Source organism: Butyrivibrio sp. NC2007 (assembly GCF_000421405.1).
Lineage (GTDB): Bacteria > Bacillota > Clostridia > Lachnospirales > Lachnospiraceae > Butyrivibrio.
On record NZ_ATWY01000010.1, the window covers coordinates 130268 to 148618 of the forward strand.

The 18351-nt window shown below is 39.4% G+C and carries 26 protein-coding genes; 1 reads left to right on the top strand and 25 read right to left on the bottom strand.

The genetic code is table 11. The features are described from left to right. Nucleotides 1-34 precede the first annotated feature (34 nt). The 14 genes from G632_RS21180 to G632_RS19530 form a co-directional block, all read right to left on the bottom strand. On the bottom strand, nt 35-466 hold the full coding sequence (locus G632_RS21180) for a GNAT family N-acetyltransferase (RefSeq protein WP_022755695.1): 432 nt from the start codon (nt 464-466) through the stop codon (nt 35-37). Further along, nucleotides 463-1347, bottom strand: a complete 885-nt coding sequence (locus tag G632_RS0109660) for a CPBP family intramembrane glutamic endopeptidase (protein ID WP_022768878.1) — start codon at nt 1345-1347, stop codon at nt 463-465. Before G632_RS0109660 ends, G632_RS21180 begins: the two co-directional genes overlap by 4 nt. A 29-nt stretch (nt 1348-1376) precedes the next feature. After that, nucleotides 1377-1865, bottom strand: coding sequence for an isochorismatase family cysteine hydrolase (locus G632_RS0109665; RefSeq protein WP_022768879.1), 489 nt, complete (start codon nt 1863-1865; stop codon nt 1377-1379). 183 nt (nt 1866-2048) lie between these two features. Further along, nucleotides 2049-2591, bottom strand: a complete 543-nt coding sequence (locus tag G632_RS0109670) for a GNAT family N-acetyltransferase (protein WP_022768880.1) — start codon at nt 2589-2591, stop codon at nt 2049-2051. Nucleotides 2592-2614: 23 nt separating this feature from the next. After that, entirely contained in the window at nt 2615-2821 is a 207-nt protein-coding gene (locus G632_RS0109675) for a hypothetical protein (RefSeq protein ID WP_022763624.1), read from the bottom strand. Nucleotides 2822-2832: 11 nt separating this feature from the next. Next, nucleotides 2833-3582, bottom strand: coding sequence for a LytR/AlgR family response regulator transcription factor (locus tag G632_RS0109680; RefSeq protein WP_022768882.1), 750 nt, complete (start codon nt 3580-3582; stop codon nt 2833-2835). A 62-nt stretch (nt 3583-3644) separates the two neighbouring features. Further along, a complete protein-coding gene (locus G632_RS0109685; protein WP_022768883.1) occupies nt 3645-3980 on the bottom strand; it encodes a DUF3795 domain-containing protein in 336 nt (111 codons plus the stop codon). 353 nt (nt 3981-4333) lie between these two features. Continuing rightward, nucleotides 4334-4957, bottom strand: a complete 624-nt coding sequence (locus G632_RS0109695) for a DUF998 domain-containing protein (RefSeq protein WP_022768886.1) — start codon at nt 4955-4957, stop codon at nt 4334-4336. Next, a complete protein-coding gene (locus tag G632_RS19525) occupies nt 4954-6270 on the bottom strand; it encodes an erythromycin esterase family protein (RefSeq protein WP_022768887.1) in 1317 nt (438 codons plus the stop codon). The genes G632_RS0109695 and G632_RS19525 overlap by 4 nt, the downstream gene beginning before the upstream one ends. A 100-nt stretch (nt 6271-6370) precedes the next feature. Further along, nucleotides 6371-7234 (bottom strand): GNAT family N-acetyltransferase, encoded by an 864-nt coding sequence (locus G632_RS0109705; RefSeq protein WP_026512520.1) that lies wholly within the window; start codon nt 7232-7234, stop codon nt 6371-6373. A 4-nt stretch (nt 7235-7238) separates the two neighbouring features. Continuing rightward, a complete protein-coding gene (locus G632_RS0109710) occupies nt 7239-7652 on the bottom strand; it encodes a hypothetical protein (protein ID WP_022768890.1) in 414 nt (137 codons plus the stop codon). Between the two features lie 71 nt (nt 7653-7723). Then, nucleotides 7724-8317, bottom strand: a complete 594-nt coding sequence (locus G632_RS0109715; RefSeq protein ID WP_022768892.1) for a helix-turn-helix domain-containing protein — start codon at nt 8315-8317, stop codon at nt 7724-7726. 158 nt (nt 8318-8475) lie between these two features. After that, nucleotides 8476-9309 carry a class I SAM-dependent methyltransferase gene (locus tag G632_RS0109720; RefSeq protein WP_026512521.1) on the bottom strand — a complete coding sequence of 278 codons (834 nt, stop codon included), beginning with the start codon at nt 9307-9309 and terminating at the stop codon, nt 8476-8478. A 9-nt stretch (nt 9310-9318) separates the two neighbouring features. Then, nucleotides 9319-9534 (bottom strand): hypothetical protein, encoded by a 216-nt coding sequence (locus G632_RS19530; RefSeq protein WP_242826717.1) that lies wholly within the window; start codon nt 9532-9534, stop codon nt 9319-9321. Between the two features lie 371 nt (nt 9535-9905). Here G632_RS19530 and G632_RS22505 point away from each other — a divergent pair, with 371 nt between their 5' ends. After that, on the top strand, nt 9906-11270 hold the full coding sequence (locus G632_RS22505) for a manganese efflux pump (protein WP_022768896.1): 1365 nt from the start codon (nt 9906-9908) through the stop codon (nt 11268-11270). Between the two features lie 63 nt (nt 11271-11333). Here the strand turns inward: G632_RS22505 and G632_RS0109735 are convergent, their stop codons facing one another. The 11 genes from G632_RS0109735 to G632_RS0109790 all read right to left on the bottom strand — a co-directional run bounded on the left by G632_RS0109735 (nt 11334) and on the right by G632_RS0109790 (nt 17902). Further along, nucleotides 11334-11873: a PadR family transcriptional regulator gene (locus G632_RS0109735; protein WP_022768897.1), complete on the bottom strand. Its 540-nt coding sequence runs from the start codon at nt 11871-11873 to the stop codon at nt 11334-11336. Between the two features lie 15 nt (nt 11874-11888). Further along, entirely contained in the window at nt 11889-12617 is a 729-nt protein-coding gene (locus G632_RS0109740) for a 4Fe-4S binding protein (RefSeq protein ID WP_022768899.1), read from the bottom strand. A 190-nt stretch (nt 12618-12807) separates the two neighbouring features. Continuing rightward, complete coding sequence (locus G632_RS0109750; RefSeq protein WP_022768901.1) at nt 12808-13359, bottom strand: flavodoxin domain-containing protein; 552 nt, start codon at nt 13357-13359, stop codon at nt 12808-12810. After that, nucleotides 13356-13835 carry a MarR family winged helix-turn-helix transcriptional regulator gene (locus G632_RS0109755; protein WP_022763612.1) on the bottom strand — a complete coding sequence of 160 codons (480 nt, stop codon included), beginning with the start codon at nt 13833-13835 and terminating at the stop codon, nt 13356-13358. The genes G632_RS0109750 and G632_RS0109755 overlap by 4 nt, the downstream gene beginning before the upstream one ends. 92 nt (nt 13836-13927) lie before the next feature. Then, entirely contained in the window at nt 13928-14239 is a 312-nt protein-coding gene (locus G632_RS0109760; protein WP_022768903.1) for a TfoX/Sxy family protein, read from the bottom strand. A 30-nt stretch (nt 14240-14269) separates the two neighbouring features. Then, nucleotides 14270-14863, bottom strand: a complete 594-nt coding sequence (locus tag G632_RS0109765) for an NAD(P)H-dependent oxidoreductase (protein ID WP_022768904.1) — start codon at nt 14861-14863, stop codon at nt 14270-14272. Between the two features lie 21 nt (nt 14864-14884). Beyond that, nucleotides 14885-15331: a GNAT family N-acetyltransferase gene (locus G632_RS0109770; protein ID WP_022768906.1), complete on the bottom strand. Its 447-nt coding sequence runs from the start codon at nt 15329-15331 to the stop codon at nt 14885-14887. 51 nt (nt 15332-15382) lie between these two features. Further along, nucleotides 15383-15844: a GNAT family N-acetyltransferase gene (locus tag G632_RS0109775; protein WP_022768907.1), complete on the bottom strand. Its 462-nt coding sequence runs from the start codon at nt 15842-15844 to the stop codon at nt 15383-15385. A 108-nt stretch (nt 15845-15952) separates the two neighbouring features. Then, entirely contained in the window at nt 15953-16675 is a 723-nt protein-coding gene (locus tag G632_RS0109780; protein WP_022768908.1) for a flavodoxin family protein, read from the bottom strand. Nucleotides 16676-16729: 54 nt separating this feature from the next. Then, nucleotides 16730-17329 (bottom strand): class I SAM-dependent methyltransferase, encoded by a 600-nt coding sequence (locus G632_RS0109785; protein WP_022768910.1) that lies wholly within the window; start codon nt 17327-17329, stop codon nt 16730-16732. Between the two features lie 51 nt (nt 17330-17380). Continuing rightward, entirely contained in the window at nt 17381-17902 is a 522-nt protein-coding gene (locus tag G632_RS0109790; protein ID WP_022768911.1) for a GNAT family N-acetyltransferase, read from the bottom strand. Nucleotides 17903-18351: the final 449 nt, after the last annotated feature.

Consider the following 18351-nt stretch of genomic DNA (forward strand, 5'->3'; position numbering starts at 1 on the left):
TTATGAAATTCAGAACACTTCTGGTTCCTATCAATTATTCGCAATACATACATATTGTTCCATTTGATAACTTAAATCCGTTCTTTTCGTAAAACTTAGCCGCTGGTGCATACTCGCTTGTATAAAGAACAATGCCTGCAAGTCCTTTTTCTTTACTGTAATTTTTGACCGCATTTAATAGTTGTTTACCTATTCCATGCCCTTGTCGTTCGGGAAGTACCGCCATCTCATTAATGTAAATTTCTTCTTTGCTTCCGGAAATTTTACAAAGCGCAAATATACAACCTAGCACTTCATCATTTTCTTCATAAACATATCCAACAAATCTTTTCTGTTCAAAAAAATCGCGAAGATATTCTGTTGCATTTTCTGCAGTCCAATCTATTCCCCAATGTTCCATGGGGAATGCTTTTGCATAAATCATGCCACATTGTGCTAAGTCAATGTTCTCCATAAGTCTAATCATTTTGCTATACCACCATCAAATTCTAATTTATTGGTTTCTTTGCACAACCCCAGATTTGTCATAGCTTCCGGATTGTTCTCACTAACTGCGATTTTTCTAAGAACTCTTTTGATAAAGGGCAGGAAAATAATTGAAATTGCCAGTAGAACAAGGCCTGTAATAAGCATTGAATTATCCTGAACTCTCTCCATTTCGGTTGCCTCAGCAAGATCCAGTCTCGCCGAATTTGCTGCCTTTTCCCCAAGAAGCAATATTATGAATCCCAAGCTGTTGATGATACTGTGCATAATAACGGATGTCCAGATGCTGCCACTTGCATAATTTGCCAAAGCAAAAATGATTCCCAGAACAATTGCATAGCACATCTGATTGATGTTCAGATGAATTATCCCAAACATGAGAGCTGAAATACATGTTGCCGTCAAAAGATATGTGACTTTTTTTAATCTGTTAAAACAAAATCCCCTTAGGGCTATCTCCTCACAGATTGATGCTGCTATTACCACAACAAAGAAAGAACCAAACAGTGATCCTGATGTCATTTCAGATGCAGCTTCTACCGCAGTGTTTGGAACAAATACCTGTGACAGGACATTAGCACTCCAGAATGGCGGCAAACTTAAAAGTGTCAGTCCAACAGTCAGTAGGACTGTTTTAGGTCTAATCTTGCGAAAGCCAAAACTCGTAACAAGGCTTTCTCCCTTCATCTTAGTGTAAATGATTGCCGGCAGCAAGATTCCTATTTCCATTACAGTTCCATATATAGCAAAAGGAATGTTTATTCCCTTATTGGGGAGAAAATCAAACAGTTTACTCAAAGCAAAATTTATTATGAGCATTACTATATAGGTAACTACAATTCCTATCGTTTCAATCTTCATCTCTTTTTCCTCCCATCATTACGAGTACTCTATCTGCATTCTGCAAATGTCAACACATCACAGCCCTTTTGAGCATAGTAATCGTACATCTCAGGCAGCTTTCTCAAATCATAGCTTGTCACACAATCAGATATAACATGCACTTTGTATCCGCATTTTGCAAGGTTATAGCTTGTAGATTTCACACACCCTGTTGCATCAGCTCCAGCGATATAGAACTCTTTTATTTCATTATTTTCAATAAAGTTCGAAAACGCCTCACAGGTGAGTGCACTTGCTTTTGATTTTTCAAAAATATTCTCTGATACTACATTTAATTCCGGGACCAGCTCAGCTCCCTTGCTGCCGGGTTTAAAGGTTCTTGTTTTCTCAGACAGATTAAAATGCTTTATATAGATTACGCGCATGTCATTTTCAGATGCCCAGTCAATAGCTGTATTTACACGCTCTATGATCAGTTTGTAGTTCTTCGTGATGTCATTCTGAAGGTCTATAACAACCAATGCTTTGTTTTCCATTTCTTATTTGATCTCCTTTATTCTCGGTTTTTGTTATGTTTACAGCATAACAGTTCAAAATCATCAAGTTCTCCATTTCACTGATTTGCATAAGTTTTACACTGATTTTGGAGTAACAAAAAACACTACAGGCCACATAACCTGCAGTGCTCATCATATCTCATTCACATATCATATTTCGTTTTACTCTTGATCATTATTTAGCCCCTTCTCTTTTTCCCACTCTGTACGCGTAATAGCATATGCATAAGATATTTCATTCTTTGGATCAGGATATTCCTTCACTTTTTTCATGCCATTGGCCATCGCCGTTGAGTAGGAGCCGATATTTGTATACTTCATATAAGAGTAAATCTTCTCATAATCTGTATTCTCAAATGCCCAGTCTCTGCAAGCCCGCGCAGCTTCTTTTGCAAATCCCCGTCTCTGGTATTTCCTGTTAATGTGATAGCCTATTTCAGGTAGCAATTCTCCGTCAATATTCTGGATAGTAATACCACAATCGCCTATGAATTTCCCTGTATTTTTAAGTGTGACTGCCCATAATCCGAACCCATAAGTTTTATAATTATCAAGATTCCAGGTTATCCACCCCATGGTTTTCTCTCTGTCAAACGGGGCCGGATAATGCTGCATAGTCTCAGGATCGGATAATATTTCATATAAGGCATCAAAGTCATCTACTGTGAATTCTCTGAGGATCAATCTTTCCGTTTCTATTTTCATAGTAACCTCCCGGATCATTCATGCTAATCAATTATTTTATTTGGCCATTTACAGATTCCCACCTCAAGAGCTCTTTCTTCCTTCAAATGAAAATCTGCATATTTACAATACCAGCAGCCCTTCAAGCTTGGAATTGCATCCTCTCTTGGGGTGTATGCAGGACAGATATCTTCCGGCCATACACTTCCATCTCTCTTGGGAATATCATAATTGTTTGTGTTTTTATCCATAATTTTACCTTTCAAAACCTATAATCCATGTAACTATCCATAACCTCTGAGTACCTGCTCTTTGTAACAGGTATCTGTTCCCCGCCGCGAAGTGTAATATCTATCTTGGTCAATTTATCAATTGCTGCTATGTTCACAGCTATTGATTCATGGCATCTTACAAAATCTTTACCGGAATGATTCTCTGAAAGATATTCTGCAAATCCTATCCTTAAGGTTGGTGTTGATATGATTTCGCCATTATCCATGTGATATGAAACCACATGATTGCGATATTCTATATAAAGAATGTCACAAAGATGTAGAGTCTGTATACCACCCTTGATCTTTATGCAAACGCTCTTATCACTCTCAATATCCACGCGAGAAATAGCCATATCTAGAGTTGAAAAGAACTTTTCCTTTTCAATAGGCTTCAAAATATAATTTATAGGATTTACATCAAAAGACTCCAATGCATATGAGCTTTCAGAAGTTGCAAAAATAATCTGAGCATCGGGCTGATTCCACCGAAGTTCTCTGGCAGCCTGTATTCCTGTAACCATTGGCATAACAATATCCAGAATGTAAATATGAGGTCTATAATGCTCGCACTCCTCTATAAGTGTATCCGGATGATCAAATATCCTGACCTGGGCTTTTATAGCGTTTTTCTTCAAATAGTCCTGAAGAAGAACATGTACCTTTTCCCGGTCAGACTTATCATCATCACATATAGCTATACGTAATTCAGAATTCTCAATAAAGTCCTTGTTTTCCATAAATCCCCCTGTCATAGCGTGATTATCTTTAACTACAACACATTATATCAAAGTCCTAAGCTTTATTTACCTTCAAGTCTGCGCTTTGCATCAGGATTGTTGCTGATTATGTCAGAAAGCTTGGAACATGATGTCATTTCATTGCAGTCTCCGCAAGTAACAACCTTCCTGCCCAATGCACATTGCCTGATCTTACACAAAGACTGGCAAAAAGGCGTCTTCACTCCTGTAAGTCTGCAGCCTACGCAATTTATCATATCCTGGGTTATCTCTACACCATTTAGCTTAGACCATTCTTCAGCAACCTTTGCTCTAAGCTCGTTGTCATCATTAACCGTTGCTATACGAGCTTCACACTGTTCACAATCAAGTCCGCAGAATGCGATATAATCGGTCATGGCCAATCTCCTTTTCCTAATATGTTTTTCTCTTCCTGTTTTACGCTGATTCACCCCCAAAATACTACTTTATATGTGGGGATGCAAACCGGCTGAAAAGGCAATACACCTGAATGTCTCTCAACCGTGTATCCCTGCTCTATCAAGGAATCTGCCCGTCTGTTCATTTCTTGTTCGCTATTACACATAATCTCATGTTTTCTTTTCATTTTTAACTCCTCTTTCAATAACCATACCAAAGCTTTACTTGATGCCATCCCCTTTCACACCCTAATCTATCACAACCCAAAACAGACCCTATCAGTTACACTGATAAAGGTCTGTTTTACACTTACTTTATTTTATTTAGCAGATCAGTCAAAACTCTTACCGAATTTCCCAAGCAACAAGAATGTTCCCAACACTGCGTTAAATGTTACTGCCGAAAAGGTACTGAATCTCTCAAACAATCCGAATACTGCCTTTGGCATGATTCCCGTTCCGACAGGTCCAAGGAGCATCGCAGTAAGGCACACACATGCCCAGATAAAAAGAGACTTCATCCCCTCTTTTTTAGCTCCGATTATTGACAGGATAAGCGCTGCCAGAGAAAAGATCACCACTAGAGCAGTTACTATAAGGTGCATCACGTTCTGTGGATGACTACTGTCTGCATCTGCTACCCATGGAAAAAGTTTATATCCAACATCCGAAATCCATTCCATAGCAGCAAAGAAATATATTCCCAGCCTCAAAACCTTAGTCTTAAGATTCTGAGAAGCCACGCAGACGGCCATGATAGAAACCAGCCCGCACGGTCCATACAAGGCATTTAGCTGCCCGGCAAGCTCCGCAGATGGAGCTCCGACAGCACTTAGATCACTTACCGCCATGCTAAGCCAGTCATATCCCGGATAAGCAAGAGGCGAAAACACAACCATCGCCGTATATGAAAGCAGACTGATTATTCCACATATACCAAGTTTTGTTAATTTCATAGTGTATCTCCTGTTTTGGGTCTTGTCTTAGTAGGATGCGCCTTGGAAACAAATATCATGGCGTCATAAGCTTCATGAGGATTTTTCCATTCTCTGTAAGTATATGGAATTGCTCTCATAACTATTCGGTTAATTCCTCCTATGGACTGATCTCCCAGACTTCCCATGAAAGTATAACCATTTATTTGTGCTGCTATACTTGAATCATCCGGAACTTTTGAAAAATCAAGCATACATATGTCGTTTCCACTCTTATATGCCGCTTTTGCCAAAGGATCATGCGAATAAACAGTGAATGTTGTACGCTGCTTCTCATTTTTTGGCAAATTGCAGGTTGTTTTATAAAAATCTGTTCCTATACTAAAGTACGCGTCACTACCAACCTTATCCGCTAGAATGTTTCCCATAACCTTATCATTTCCGCCACGGTACGTTCCAAATTGTTCCATATGACCGTTATGTCCACATATGAAGATCATCTTATTACCAAGCTGTTCTTCCTGAGCCAGAATCCACATAACATTCTCTGCCATTAAGGTATCACGAAGGCCAAATGAGCCATTGGGATTATTTTCATATTCGTCAAAGAGCTTGCTGTTTTGTATCAGCACATCTGCATAATGAGCTGCTGCCTGATCGTGATTTTCTAATAAAATATCTCGTACCTCTGAGAGTATTTTTTCTCTGTCTTCCCTGCTAAACTCATCTGAATAATCTACGCCATCCATTAGCTGATCAAGCCCAGCGGTACTGATTCCGTATTCTTTCAGAGCTTCAATGACATATCTTAACTCGTACTCTTTATCCTGCATGTCAAATCCATAGAATCGTATATCCTGTCCTTCTTTTGCCTTCTCATTGTAAGATTTCATCCAGGATATGAGATCTGCCATCTCATCTGTTCTGTAAATCTGAAATCCAAGAGTTTCGGTTGCTTCTTCCAAAGTTCCCTCCCCTCCATGGATGTAACGGTTTATAGCTTCACAGCCACCGGTGTCTGCTTCCAGAACAAATGCTCTTATTCCTTTGTTTTCTACCATGTCCTGAAATACAAGTTTCTTTAGTTCCTGAAACTCCTTGTTACCGTGTGTTGCTTCACCAAGCGCAACAATACGAGTACCTTCAGGAACATCTATACTGGGAAGTTCATCACCTGTGATTTTCTTTGCATACTTTGCAAATTCATCTATATCCGCGCTTTTCCCTGTACTAAATCCTCCTAAATGGGCATAGACCAGGCTACAGGTAACCATTATCAGTAATATCCCGGTAACAATGATCAATCTGATCAGTTTTCTATTTTTCTTTTCCATCACTATATCCTCCATTTCAAAAATACATTACCACAGCAAAAAACAGACCCTATCACTTACACTGATAAAGGTCTGTTTTACACTTAATTTTCGTTGCGAATCATGCATGCGTTATAGCTTGCATCATGTATTCTTCATTGTGATTCTCCTCAAAGAACTTCCCTTGTACGAAGAATGTAGTATCTTCCTCATGGAGCTCGCTTTTTTCAAAACCATCGGTGTCCTTCGGAGTAAAGCAAAGGATAACTTTTTTCACCTGAGATCCAAATGCCCTGATCACCTCATCTACTGCCCCATTCCCGATGATGGTATGTAAGATAAGTGTATCGTCCTCCATTTCAGCAACAGCATAACTGCTACACTCCTCAATATAGAACAGGTTTTCCGTCATAAACTGTGACAGATAGAACATATATAGTCCGGGATTTCCTACCATATACAACTGTGCGTTCTGATTATTTGTATCGAGTATCTTAGCCGCCCTGTCAAAATCAGTCTTATTCGTCAGCGGAATATTTTGGACTTTGCATTTACCGGATATGGTCACTTCTTTTGAATACTGATATTCTTTTGCTTCTTTAAATCCAAATTTCGGATAAAACTCAAGTACAGAATCATTGGCGAAAAGGTAAATTCCATCAACTTTTCCGTCATAGTCTTTTATAACCTCTTTCATCAAAGCTCCGGCATACCCTTTTCCTCTGTGGTCAATGTCCGTCATGATTGTTCCAAGCTGTATCAGCTTTACAGTTTTACCCTTATAATTCATATTACAGGCGTTTACTGAAACATTTGATACAACCTCTCCATCTATCACCACAGAATATGGAATGTAGTTGTCCTGCCAAAATCCGTTCTGGTACCAGTTTTCGAAATTAAGCCCAAAGGTCTTTTCAGCAAGTCTGTTGAATGATGCCCTAAGAACATCATTGTTTCTGTAATTCTTTTCTATACAATAATTCATAATTTCATTCTCCATTAATTCCACCTTCAACTCTTCTTATCATAACATAACCCCTCGCCTTTCTTCCTGTAACTGTAAGTGTATATGTTCCTTCAGTATCAATTCCAACCTGAAACTTCGCAGACTTAATCTTATTTCCCTGATAGATTGGCTTATTATCATCCTTTTGGATGATCAAAGACAGATTTCCCGATTCTGCATCTACCGTTACTTCAAGAGCCTCCCCCTCTTTCATCTTCAGTTCATGAGAATAAGACGTATTAAGAATTTCAAAGGTCATATCAAAATGATCTTCATCTTCGGTTATGCTTCCATCAAAAGCCGCTCCGTGCATGCATGCACAAAGCAGCGTCGAAACAATAAGCACTGTGATAGCTGTTAAAAGGCATCGCTTTATTTCATATTTATGTTCTCTCATAATATTTTTTTAGCACTTATAAAAAACAGCCCCTCTCATACACTGAAAAGGAGCTGTTTTACACTGATTTATCAAATCTTTAAAGGATTGGCCATAAATAAGCCATCACGATTACAGTAAAAGAGAATTCGTCTGACTCCACGGATTTTAAACCGAGCTTCTGCACTGCCTTCCGGATAGAGCTTTACTATTTGAATATCATCGGATGAAGCCGCAGCCACGAACGAAATGTAATGTTCCTTCGTCATGCTGTGATCAATCCACACATAATACTCATCCTCAATGCGCTCAATAACTGCCATGTGGTTCTCGTCTGCAGGTTCTGCCTCCAGCGGTGTAAGCTGTATGCCATGGCAATGAATAGCCGCTTCTCCCATGCTGTGTATGACGTTTCCGCAAACCGGGCAGACATAAAACTTTGATCTCAGCATATTTGCAGATATGTTTTCGTTATGAATGGTATTTCCGGATATAAGTTCTGTTACCGAAATTCTAAATGCCTCCGCTATTGGTTCTAACAGTGTAATATCCGGATACCCTTTGGCAGTTTCCCATTTTGATACCGTTTTATCACTAACTCCAAGTTTTTCCGCAAGCTGAAGCTGTGTCATCTTATTCTTTTCCCTAAGCTGTTTAATTACTGTGCCTGTAACATATTGATTCATTTTTCCTTACCTCCATGCAATTGGTCCTAAGGGGGTATCGCTTGCGGTGGATCCCTTAGGACGGTCTACAGTTTTCGCAATTTGCTTTACACTATGCACGGATTGTAATATGGGATGATAGAATATTGTACCTACGGAAAGTAGAGTCAGTGCCTTCATTACCTAAAGGTAATTTTAATGATCTGCATCTTAACATAACTATCGCAGAACTTGATCATCAGTTTATGGAAAAAGCTGACATCTTTATATATGTCCCTGTACCCTCGCATGTAGCTCTTTGCCGAAACAGACGCGAAATTATCAGACCAGGTCTTAAGCTCATCTTTATCCTCTAAAGTGAAAAAAGCGCCCACATCTGCAATCCCCGCTTCCTTAAGCCAGGTCTTTGTCATCATCTTTGCACCGCGTCTATTGCAACTGTCGAAAACAATAACAGCTTTTGGAAATCTCATTGCCATCTTATGAAGTAACACCTTCATATCTTCAGTCCTGAAGTAATAAAATACTCCCGCTGCAAAAAAGACTGCTCCATCCTTTGCGTCTATCGCATTCATCCAGTCCTCGTCATTAAGATTACAAGCAATGTTTCTCTCCCTGTCACTTTCCGGAAGAAGTTCGTTTCTGACAGCGATCACATCAGGCATATCAATGTTATATCCCTTGCACTTTCCATTGTCACATTTACGGATCGTATCATCAAGGCCACAACCGAGATTTACAACTGCAGCTTCAGGATTCTTCTTTAAATAGTCCTTTACTTCCCATGCAAGATCGTACTGCCTTTGGGCTACTTCAAGTGCGCCAAAGAGTCCTGCTGCGCTCTCCATCTTCTTTCCTTTTTCTTCAAAGTCATAATCCAGCATGCTGCAGATGCTCTCTGCTTCGGGATCTTTGAACAAATCAGGAAAGTGTTCAGAGCATACCTTTCTTCCATACAAAGGTATGATAAGTGTTTCCTGTACTGTGTTTTTCTCAATGTGATACATCGTCATTCACCAGCCTTACTTTTTTGCGATTACTGTAATCCACGGTTTACTCTTATAATGATCGGATTTGACCTTACTAAATCCGGCGCTTTTTAGTGCTTCTTCTATTTCCTCTATGGTATGACATTTCATTCCATCTATGATCTTCTCAAATTTTAGACTCGTTTCATCCGTTCCATCAGATTCATTCACAATCATGAATGTACCACCGGGTTTTAAAACTTTTGCCACCTGTGAAAAACACTCTTTTAGTCCCGGCCAGAAACACACATTCACTAGTTTTAAAATGTATATGTTAGTTCTAGCTAACTTGATTGTTATTATAAATACTTATGAGTGCACTTTTCAAGATATATGCAAAATATCATACGTTGACAGCATCCGTTTTTAATGATAAGATTTCTCATATTTCCCATGAGGGAGTAGCAAGCGTTTTAACGTAGCAAGTCAACATACTGGCTTTGGCCTGGCTTGTTTTAAATTGCGAGACTCATGTATAGTTGTTTAAGGGAGAACTATGCATGCTGTCATTTTTTCGAAGGAACGACCAAGTATAGTTTTCTGTACTTGGTCTTTTTATTATTCATTTTAGGAGATGGATTATGGGCTTATTTGAAGTACTGCTTTTGGCGGTAGGTTTGGCAATGGATGCGTTCGCGGTCTCTATTTGTAAAGGACTTGCAGTAGGCAAGGTCACAAAGAAAGAATATCTCTTGTGTGGCGTATGGTTTGGAACATTTCAGGGAGTTATGCCTCTTATAGGTTATCTGGTGGGTTCCAATTTTGTTAAGCTTATCAGCATGGTGGCGCCATGGGTGGCTTTTATTCTACTGTCACTGATTGGCGGCAATATGATCAAAGAAGCGCTTGGTCCGGATGAGGAAGTATCACCGGGATTCGATGTTAAGACGATGTTCATGATGGCTGTAGCTACAAGTATTGATGCTTTGGCAGTCGGCATCACTTTTGTAGCTGTACCGGTTGAGATCATTGATTCAGGAAGACTTATCAATGTTGTGATTGCAGTAATCATAATCGGAGTCATTACTTGTATCATTTCAATGGCAGGAGTTAAGATAGGCAGCGTTTTCGGGGATCGCTACAAGGCAGGATCCGAGATCATGGGCGGAACAATTCTTTTGTTCATTGGATTCCGCGCACTTATAACACATTTGGACAGCGCCAATACACTCTCCGACACCGAGACAATCTTTGGAATGCTGATTCCTCTTGTCGGAACACTTCTTGGTTCGCTGATCATCTATGCTCAGAAGGCTCAGCTCTCTGACAAAATGAGAGCTGTACTGGTTGGATTCAGTTCAGGTATTATGCTCTCAGCAGCAGTCTGGGCTATGATAGAGCCTGCAGTTAAAGGCTTTGACACCAATGTACATAAGGGAATCATACCTGTAACCATATTCTTTTGTGTAGGCGTGCTCTTCCAGATTCTTCTTGATAAATTCATACCACACACACATGTTTATTCCGATATAACCGAAGGTCCGGAAAGTGAATTAAGCCCCAAAATAAAGGCTGTGCTGAAGGAAGTGATCCATCATGTTCCCGAAGGAATAGCACTTGGAACTATTTACGCGGCTCACTTCATGGAGACTGAATGGATATCATCATCGGTTGCACTTGTTCTGGCTATTGCCATTGCACTACAGAATATACCGGAAGCGCTCAACGTTTCACTTTGGCTTAGAGAAGCAGGAACCAAAACCGGCAAGGCATTTCTTATGGGAGTTGTATCCGGTGCGCCGATACCTCTTCTCGGTATTATCACTGTTGTACTGGTTGTTTTATTCCCCGGACTTCTGCCATATATAATGTCAGTTTCCGGTGGAGCTCTTGTTTACACTACCATTGAGGAAATTCCTCAGATAGCCCTGAAGCAAGACAACGACAGAGGCGCACTTACCTTCGCGGTAGGCTTTGCAATCGTTATGTTAATGATCTTTCTTTAATAAATTTGTTTTAAAAAAAGGTACGTTCTTCACGTACCTTTTTTGATTAACCATTAATTCACCTCAATTTTTCAACAGCTTTTTCGCCTTTGTGCACCATTTAAGGTACGCCTCATAGGTATCAATTCCAAATGTCACGGTCAGATAATAGAAAACATGGTCTTCTTCATCAAGCACTTTTTCCAGATTTTCTTTGTACATATTGAGCACCGCCAAACTTTTCTTAACGTCTTCCTCAAAAATCTCAATGTTCCTGATCGTGATGCTCCTGTCCGCAGCTCCGCCAAAATACAGCTTAAGCAGAGTTTCATATTTAAGCTCATTGGAAACCTGTGTTTCCTCCAGCCATGTTCTCAAAGCCTTGGTTCCCTTGCTAGTTATATGGTAAGGAATCCTCTCGCGTCCACCTGTCTTAGAGTTCTTCTTTTTGGAAATGAGTCCCTCTTCTTCCATTGAGCTCAGCGCAGGATAAATGTTTCCAAAACTACCTTTCCAGAAAAATCCTATCGCTCCGTCCAATCTCTTTTTTATATCATATCCGGTCAGATCTTCATGGGATAAAAGACCTAAGATCACAAGATCAATTTTCCTGTCCTTAGCCATATTTCTTTCTCCTGATCACTTCCAAGTAAACTTATATTTTAGGACTGATTTAGGGCATTCATCGACGCATGCTCCACACTGGATACACTCAGTGCATTTGGCATTTTTGTCGGCTTTAACAAGCTCTTTTACATCAAGTCCCATTGGACATACTCTGCTGCACTTTCCGCAAGAAATGCATTTATCCCTGTCTGCATCAATATGAAGCTGCGGCAGATGGAGAAGCCTTCCGATACTGCTTCCAATTACCATAAATGGCGCCATCCAGCAGATATAATGGCACGCTGCTCTTCTACCGTGGATAAGTGCCGGTATCAGCAATAAAAATATGACGCCATAGTAGATCACATAATTGTATATGCTTGCAATAGATATGCCATGGTCTGTCATATAAAAAGGGTTTATGCGCACATCATTCTTACCCATCACGAATGTAGCGATTACTGCGCATATCCAGATGATCCATATCACATATTTGATTCTATCACGTTTCCCCTGCTTTGCAGAATTGTCATTTATCCGAAGTGCACATTCCTGGAGTCCTCCTGACGGGCAAAGATACCCACAAAAGACTCTTCCGAAGAACATTGAAAAGACAAGCATCGCTGCAAAAACTATAAAACTGCCGTTAATAACGTGTTCCATAGCTGCATTAATGATCAGGTACGGCGAGAAATACCACATTGTAATTGGGAAAAGAAGTAATGATATCAATAGGATTGTTTTTCTTATTCTTTGTCGCATAACTGTAATCTCCTTTTGTATAAAGCATATATCTATTTGATATATCTGTTTGATATATTATATCTATTATCATATTATGTCAACAAAGAAAAACAGACCCGAATTTCACTTATTCGGATCTGTTTTACACTCTATAACAATCGCAGATGCAATTATTACCGCGAATATGATTACTATCGCAAAAAGTGTCTTAAATAGCTTTCTCATTGTCTATCCCCTCAAGGTAGGCCACAATAGGCTCTATGAACTTTATGTCAGATATATCATAGGATGATGCCATCTTCTCAGCCATTCCCTTTTCCTTCTCAGTAGCATCTTTCTTATTCTTAAGGGTTGATACAAACATCTTCATTGCAAGCCTTGAAGGAGCCTTCATCTTTTCATAGTTAAAGCCGCCCTGGCAATAGAATGCTTTTATGTACTTCTTCTGCTCATCCGTTAATACATTCTGAAGAAACACATCAACATCCGGATTGTCATTAGGGCTACCACCTACACAGAACATAGCAAGACGCTTATCCTTCCAGTTACCAGCCTTTTCAAAGAACCATTTCACCTTAACAACATTTCCTGCCATAGCCCATCCACCATAGCAGATTGCATCATAGTTTTCAAAGTAATCAGAGCTCTTCTTCTGAGCATCCTTAAGATCAAGCAGATCTCCACCTGTTCTGTCTGCGAGCCACTGTGCGTATCTCTTTGTAAATCCTGTCTGGGATGTGTAGATTATAAGTGTTTTCATAATTCACTCAGATTCCTTTCCATTTTCATTATTGTCTGTATGGTAGTCTGCAGGCTCTTTTCATCGATTCCTTCAAAGATACGGCCAATCACATACCGGCTCTGCTGACCGTTATTGTCATTCTGTTCCAAAAAAGCCCTGCATTTATCAGTGACGAATATGCGCTGCTTTCTCTTGTCTTTTTCATCAGGTGTAGCTGAAACAAAGCCTTTTTTCTCAAGCTTTAACAGAATCTGCTTAACATTCTGATGCGAACTGCCCATTACGTCTGAAAGCTCATTAAGCGTAGGTGGCTCCTTGCATAAGTTTATGCAGATTATGGCAAAGAACTGCTTCCAGGTGATCTCCTTGAAATACGCATCAGCAGCTGCCTGATACCTATTGTCAAATGCACTTAGAAGTCCCAGTAAAAAAGGCTGTGGAGGCATATCGCCGAACTTCACCTTCTCAATATTCATCACTTCATCGTAGTTCATAAAAGTACCTCATTAAAATATGTAATATATTACCTATGTAAATAATGTAATATGTTACATATTTTTTGTCAACTATTTTTCCAAGATAAAAGTCATCTCTTCTTAGAGGCAGGTAATTCCTCATATATAGCCTCTACAAGTTCTCTAAGAAACTCCCTGTCATCAACATCGTCCACAAGGATCATCTCTTTTGCTCCTTCATACGGAAGCTCCATATCCGCATCGGGCATCATGGCTTTGGCGGATTTTGTAGGCTTTACCAGAAAGCGATCATCATAGATACCGCCAAACACCTTGCCTCGATAATACAGGATATATTCTCCCATCATTGAACGATGCGTTATCTCATTAAGACCGGATAGCTGCTCTAATATGAATTCCAAATAATCTTTACTTGATGCCATCTGCTAACCTCTTTATCTTCCAATTTAACTTTATAAGTTTTTTGCAATTTCAAATACTTTTCTTAGATACTTACCAGCGTTTTTATCCCGGTTAGCATCATTACCATAGCCTCTGGTCATCTCATCAAAAGCATATACTTCGCAGGTTTTTGCTCTATTTCTGATCCGATCACCAACCATAACTGTCTTCATTGCTTCCAGCTGATCTCTTCTTACCTTATCTTTTAATGACCCACCCATGGTAATCAAAAATAAAGCTTTTTCCAGACATTTCATAGATGTTTTATCCCCATATGCAAATCCGTAAGTCCATACCCGTTGAAACCATCCCTCTAACATAGCAGGAGACGAAGTCCAAAAATCAGGGTAAATAAAAGCTATCGCATCTGCTTCATTTATCTTTTTCTGCTCAAAAAGAACGTCCTCCGATACAGGACTATCCAAATTATAAAATCCTTCTCTTATATACTCTTTTTCCGACATCACGGGATTGAATCCATCTGCATACAGATCAGAAATCTCATATGAATGTCCTGCACTCTCCAGTCCTTTGATAAAAGCTTCTTTCACTTCGTATGTGAAACTGTTTTTACTTGGATGACAATATACAATGAATACCTTCATTTCATACTCCTTTACCTATAGCTACTTATCCATCCCTATCCACTGTATGAAAGCTGTCTTATCACTGCTGTTATACCCAGCCTTCTCATAGAAACGCATAGTCTCCGGCTTCTTTGATCCTGTCAGCAGCATCATTTTGTAACAGTTTTCCTTCTCCGCAATCTTCTTTGCATAATCCAGACATTCACCTGCATATCCGTTTCCTCTGAAATCCGCATGTGTTACCACATTTTCAACAAAAGCATATGGTCTTATATTTCTTGTTAAATTCGGGATGATCACACAAACACAGGAAGATATAATCTGACCATCAATCTCATTTACGATCAGATGGTGATTCGGATCTTCAATGATCTGATTCCATATTTTTTCAAGATGTTCATCATGCTTGGGAATACTGTCTTCATGTAAGTAAAGATACAGTTCCAAAAGTGCTTCCAAATCTTCTTTTTTTGCTTCTCGTATCATCAGCTGATAATCCTTACCTCCCTAACCCGGAATAAATTCCGAAATAACAATCTAAACATCATATTCCAAAAATGTTCTAAATGGTTTAAAACCTTCAGCTTCATAGAACGTCGCAGCGTCATTAAACGCCCATACATCCAATTCTATTTTGCTCAGTCCACGTTTTTGAGTCTCTTCTTTGACACGTTCTATAAGTGAATGAGCAATACCTCTTCGCCTGTATTCTTTATCCACGCATATTTCAGCAATATGACAGAAGTCTCTTGCGAAGCCGTATGGGGATTCAGGTTTTGAAATATAATCAACCATTACCATTCCAGCTATTTTCCCCTCTTGTTCATCGACAAAAATATCATTATTATCAGAGGATAAATACCATTCGGCATAATCTTCCAATTCCTTACAAAATCCAGGTTTGAATATATCCGGCCTGCCATTAACATGAATATCATTGACTTGTCTTCTAAGTTCATTTATGGCTTCTAAATCTTTGTTATCTGCTAATCTAATCATATATTCTCCTATGAAACTTATCCGCTGATCTGTATTTCTGACAATATCACTATCTATGTCTTTGTGCATTCTACTGTTAATATATACCGTTCAACATTGTATTCCGGTTTAATGGCATTTCCACGGTCTTGCTTTTCCAATCCAGCCATTTTCATTCCAATACTTAAAATCTGTATATTCAGGGTTCTGTTTACCAAGACTTGTCTGCAGCATCCTAACGGCATAAAACTTTGCCTTCACCACAACACCTGTGTGGCCTGGTCTACTATAATCGATGGCTCGCATTTTCTGTGCAATACTGTCCAGCTTCTTTTTGAAGGATGCTTTCCTCTTGTCCTCGATCTTGTCCCAGTCAATTTCAGACATAAGCTTAAAACTTACGACTTTGATGGTTGAGATGCCCCACCAGGAAAGGCTGTCTTTAATATCCTTTGCTGCGGATTTTCCACCTGCTCCCAGGCACTGTGTGATTATCACCGCACGTTTCCCGAACATTTCCTTTGCCGGGCGGTGAGGCATCCACCTGTAACCGAAATGATCAAGCATAGCCTTCATTGCGCTGGTTGTATGGAAAACATATGCAGGTGATGTAAAAACAAGCAGATCCGCTTCAAGCATTGACTTCTCGATCTTCTGAACCTTTTCGGAGTCCTTGCAACGAATCTGATCATTCCTGAAACAAGCAGTACATCCCATACAGAAACCCGGACCATCTTTGGGAAGATAATATTCCGTGATTTCCGAATCGTCTCTGAACTGCTCTAAAAAGATTTCCTTCATTCTGTATGTAACACCGCGTTTTTCGGTTCCATTGATAACCACAATTTTCACGTTCCTGTTCCTCCGAATAATCTGTTATGCCTGATTATTTTCCAATATAAAACGCTAAGCTTTGGTTATTACAGCAATAGCGCATGGCATGCGCCCGTCGACCACATAATACTCTACTCCGGTATATCCCTTGTCTTCAAAAAATGCCTTATATGAATCCAGATCAAACTGCCTTTTGAAATCTGCTCCGAGAAGAGTAATGAACTTAACCGCTGCTGTTCCCGTTCCCTTTGACATATTGATATAAGTCGGAATGATGATCTCACCTCCCGGCTTAACTACCCTTTCCAATTCATGAAGTGCCTTCTCCGGGTCAGGCAACAAATGGATCACGTTACCTACAACCACTTTATCAAAGCGGGCATCTTTGCATTTGATATTTGTAATATCAGCTTTCTTGAACACAGCATTCGGGTAATTTCGGCATTTCTTTGCTGCTCTCCGAAGCATCCCGGTTGCAAAGTCTGTTGCGATCAACTTTTTACACTTCTGCGCAATATATATACTGATAGCACCTGTTCCACATGCGCATTCCAATACTTCATCCGACGAATCTATAAGTTCTGCAACCTTTTCCCCGGTACCGGTATATACCTTGCCGTTATAAATATTTTCAAATATGTCATATAAAGGTGAAATCTTGTCCCAAAACATGTCTTTAATCTCCTCAACACCTAGTAGCAAATTATCTTCCAATTTAATCTATCATCCGTTTATCTTGTAGAACCTATACAGTTCTTCCTTCTCATCATCAATATCTTTGTACATCTTGGTTGCCGCCAACTCAAATCCGCATTTTTCTGCCGTCTTCCATGATGGAATGTTTATATCTTTAATTGTGGCTATGATTTCTTTCTCGTTGTAATGGTCAAAGAAATAGAAAACGTATGCCTGAACTGCTTCACTGACATATCCATGTCCTCGATATTCCATTCCGGCAAAATAACAAATACCTATCCTATCCGTATCCTCATAGTATGTACATCCAACGTTTCCGATTACTTCCCCTGTGTCTTTGAGCACTATGGTGCAAGGTATATAATCAGCTCTTGGATCATCCTTTTCAGTAAGTGCAACTGCTTCGTTTATCCAATCCTCTGCCCAATCTGAAAAGTTTTCATCAAACCCTATTTCAGCCAGGCTTCCATCCTTAGCCATCTCGGCATACGCTTTTTCATCTCCGCGTTGGATTGATCTTATAATGATTCTTTCTGTTTCTGTATTCATAGTCACTTTTCCTTATTCCGATATAACTTATCATCGGAATGAGATTTTCTTATTGATATAATTTGGCAAATTTGCAAAATTGACTAATGTATAGTATTTTGCATGCTTTAGTCACTTTAATCAGACAATTTGCACTTTCAATTTGAAGAAAATTTGACTAAATCAGCTGAAATCCATCACCTGAGTCACTCAAGCATCATTAGAAGCTCCAAAAAGAGTGACTAACGTAGGAAATTATTGATGGTTTAGTCAAAAATTGAAAATATTCCAATGTATGCCTTATAGAAGAAAAAATATAGCTATAGGGCATACATTTTGGTGCCAGTGAAGGTTTTCCATACGCAATGTATGCCTTTGATAGATAAAACGAGCTACTTAAGGCATACAAATGCAAATCAAAGATCAATAATATTAGAAAAAATATGCCTTCAGAAAACAAAAACACCTTG

Coding starts and splice junctions, on each gene's coding strand:
- G632_RS0109670 (WP_022768880.1), bottom strand. CDS start 2,591: ATGAAAATAGAAACGGAAAGATTGATCCTCAGAGAATTCACAGTAGAT.
- G632_RS0109735 (WP_022768897.1), bottom strand. CDS start 11,873: ATGGCTAAGGACAGGAAAATTGATCTTGTGATCTTAGGTCTTTTATCC.
- G632_RS0109790 (WP_022768911.1), bottom strand. CDS start 17,902: ATGAATACAGAAACAGAAAGAATCATTATAAGATCAATCCAACGCGGA.
- G632_RS0109750 (WP_022768901.1), bottom strand. CDS start 13,359: ATGAAAACACTTATAATCTACACATCCCAGACAGGATTTACAAAGAGA.
- G632_RS0109720 (WP_026512521.1), bottom strand. CDS start 9,309: ATGACGATGTATCACATTGAGAAAAACACAGTACAGGAAACACTTATC.
- G632_RS21180 (WP_022755695.1), bottom strand. CDS start 466: ATGATTAGACTTATGGAGAACATTGACTTAGCACAATGTGGCATGATT.
- G632_RS0109785 (WP_022768910.1), bottom strand. CDS start 17,329: ATGTTTTGGGACAAGATTTCACCTTTATATGACATATTTGAAAATATT.
- G632_RS0109740 (WP_022768899.1), bottom strand. CDS start 12,617: ATGCGACAAAGAATAAGAAAAACAATCCTATTGATATCATTACTTCTT.
- G632_RS0109715 (WP_022768892.1), bottom strand. CDS start 8,317: ATGAATCAATATGTTACAGGCACAGTAATTAAACAGCTTAGGGAAAAG.
- G632_RS0109695 (WP_022768886.1), bottom strand. CDS start 4,957: ATGAAATTAACAAAACTTGGTATATGTGGAATAATCAGTCTGCTTTCA.
- G632_RS0109710 (WP_022768890.1), bottom strand. CDS start 7,652: ATGAGAGAACATAAATATGAAATAAAGCGATGCCTTTTAACAGCTATC.
- G632_RS0109675 (WP_022763624.1), bottom strand. CDS start 2,821: ATGGATAAAAACACAAACAATTATGATATTCCCAAGAGAGATGGAAGT.
- G632_RS0109775 (WP_022768907.1), bottom strand. CDS start 15,844: ATGATTAGATTAGCAGATAACAAAGATTTAGAAGCCATAAATGAACTT.
- G632_RS0109765 (WP_022768904.1), bottom strand. CDS start 14,863: ATGAAGGTATTCATTGTATATTGTCATCCAAGTAAAAACAGTTTCACA.
- G632_RS0109685 (WP_022768883.1), bottom strand. CDS start 3,980: ATGACCGATTATATCGCATTCTGCGGACTTGATTGTGAACAGTGTGAA.
- G632_RS0109755 (WP_022763612.1), bottom strand. CDS start 13,835: ATGAACTACGATGAAGTGATGAATATTGAGAAGGTGAAGTTCGGCGAT.
- G632_RS0109660 (WP_022768878.1), bottom strand. CDS start 1,347: ATGAAGATTGAAACGATAGGAATTGTAGTTACCTATATAGTAATGCTC.
- G632_RS0109770 (WP_022768906.1), bottom strand. CDS start 15,331: ATGATACGAGAAGCAAAAAAAGAAGATTTGGAAGCACTTTTGGAACTG.
- G632_RS0109665 (WP_022768879.1), bottom strand. CDS start 1,865: ATGGAAAACAAAGCATTGGTTGTTATAGACCTTCAGAATGACATCACG.
- G632_RS0109705 (WP_026512520.1), bottom strand. CDS start 7,234: ATGAATTATTGTATAGAAAAGAATTACAGAAACAATGATGTTCTTAGG.
- G632_RS0109760 (WP_022768903.1), bottom strand. CDS start 14,239: ATGGCATCAAGTAAAGATTATTTGGAATTCATATTAGAGCAGCTATCC.
- G632_RS0109680 (WP_022768882.1), bottom strand. CDS start 3,582: ATGGAAAACAAGGACTTTATTGAGAATTCTGAATTACGTATAGCTATA.
- G632_RS19525 (WP_022768887.1), bottom strand. CDS start 6,270: ATGGAAAAGAAAAATAGAAAACTGATCAGATTGATCATTGTTACCGGG.
- G632_RS22505 (WP_022768896.1), top strand. CDS start 9,906: ATGGGCTTATTTGAAGTACTGCTTTTGGCGGTAGGTTTGGCAATGGAT.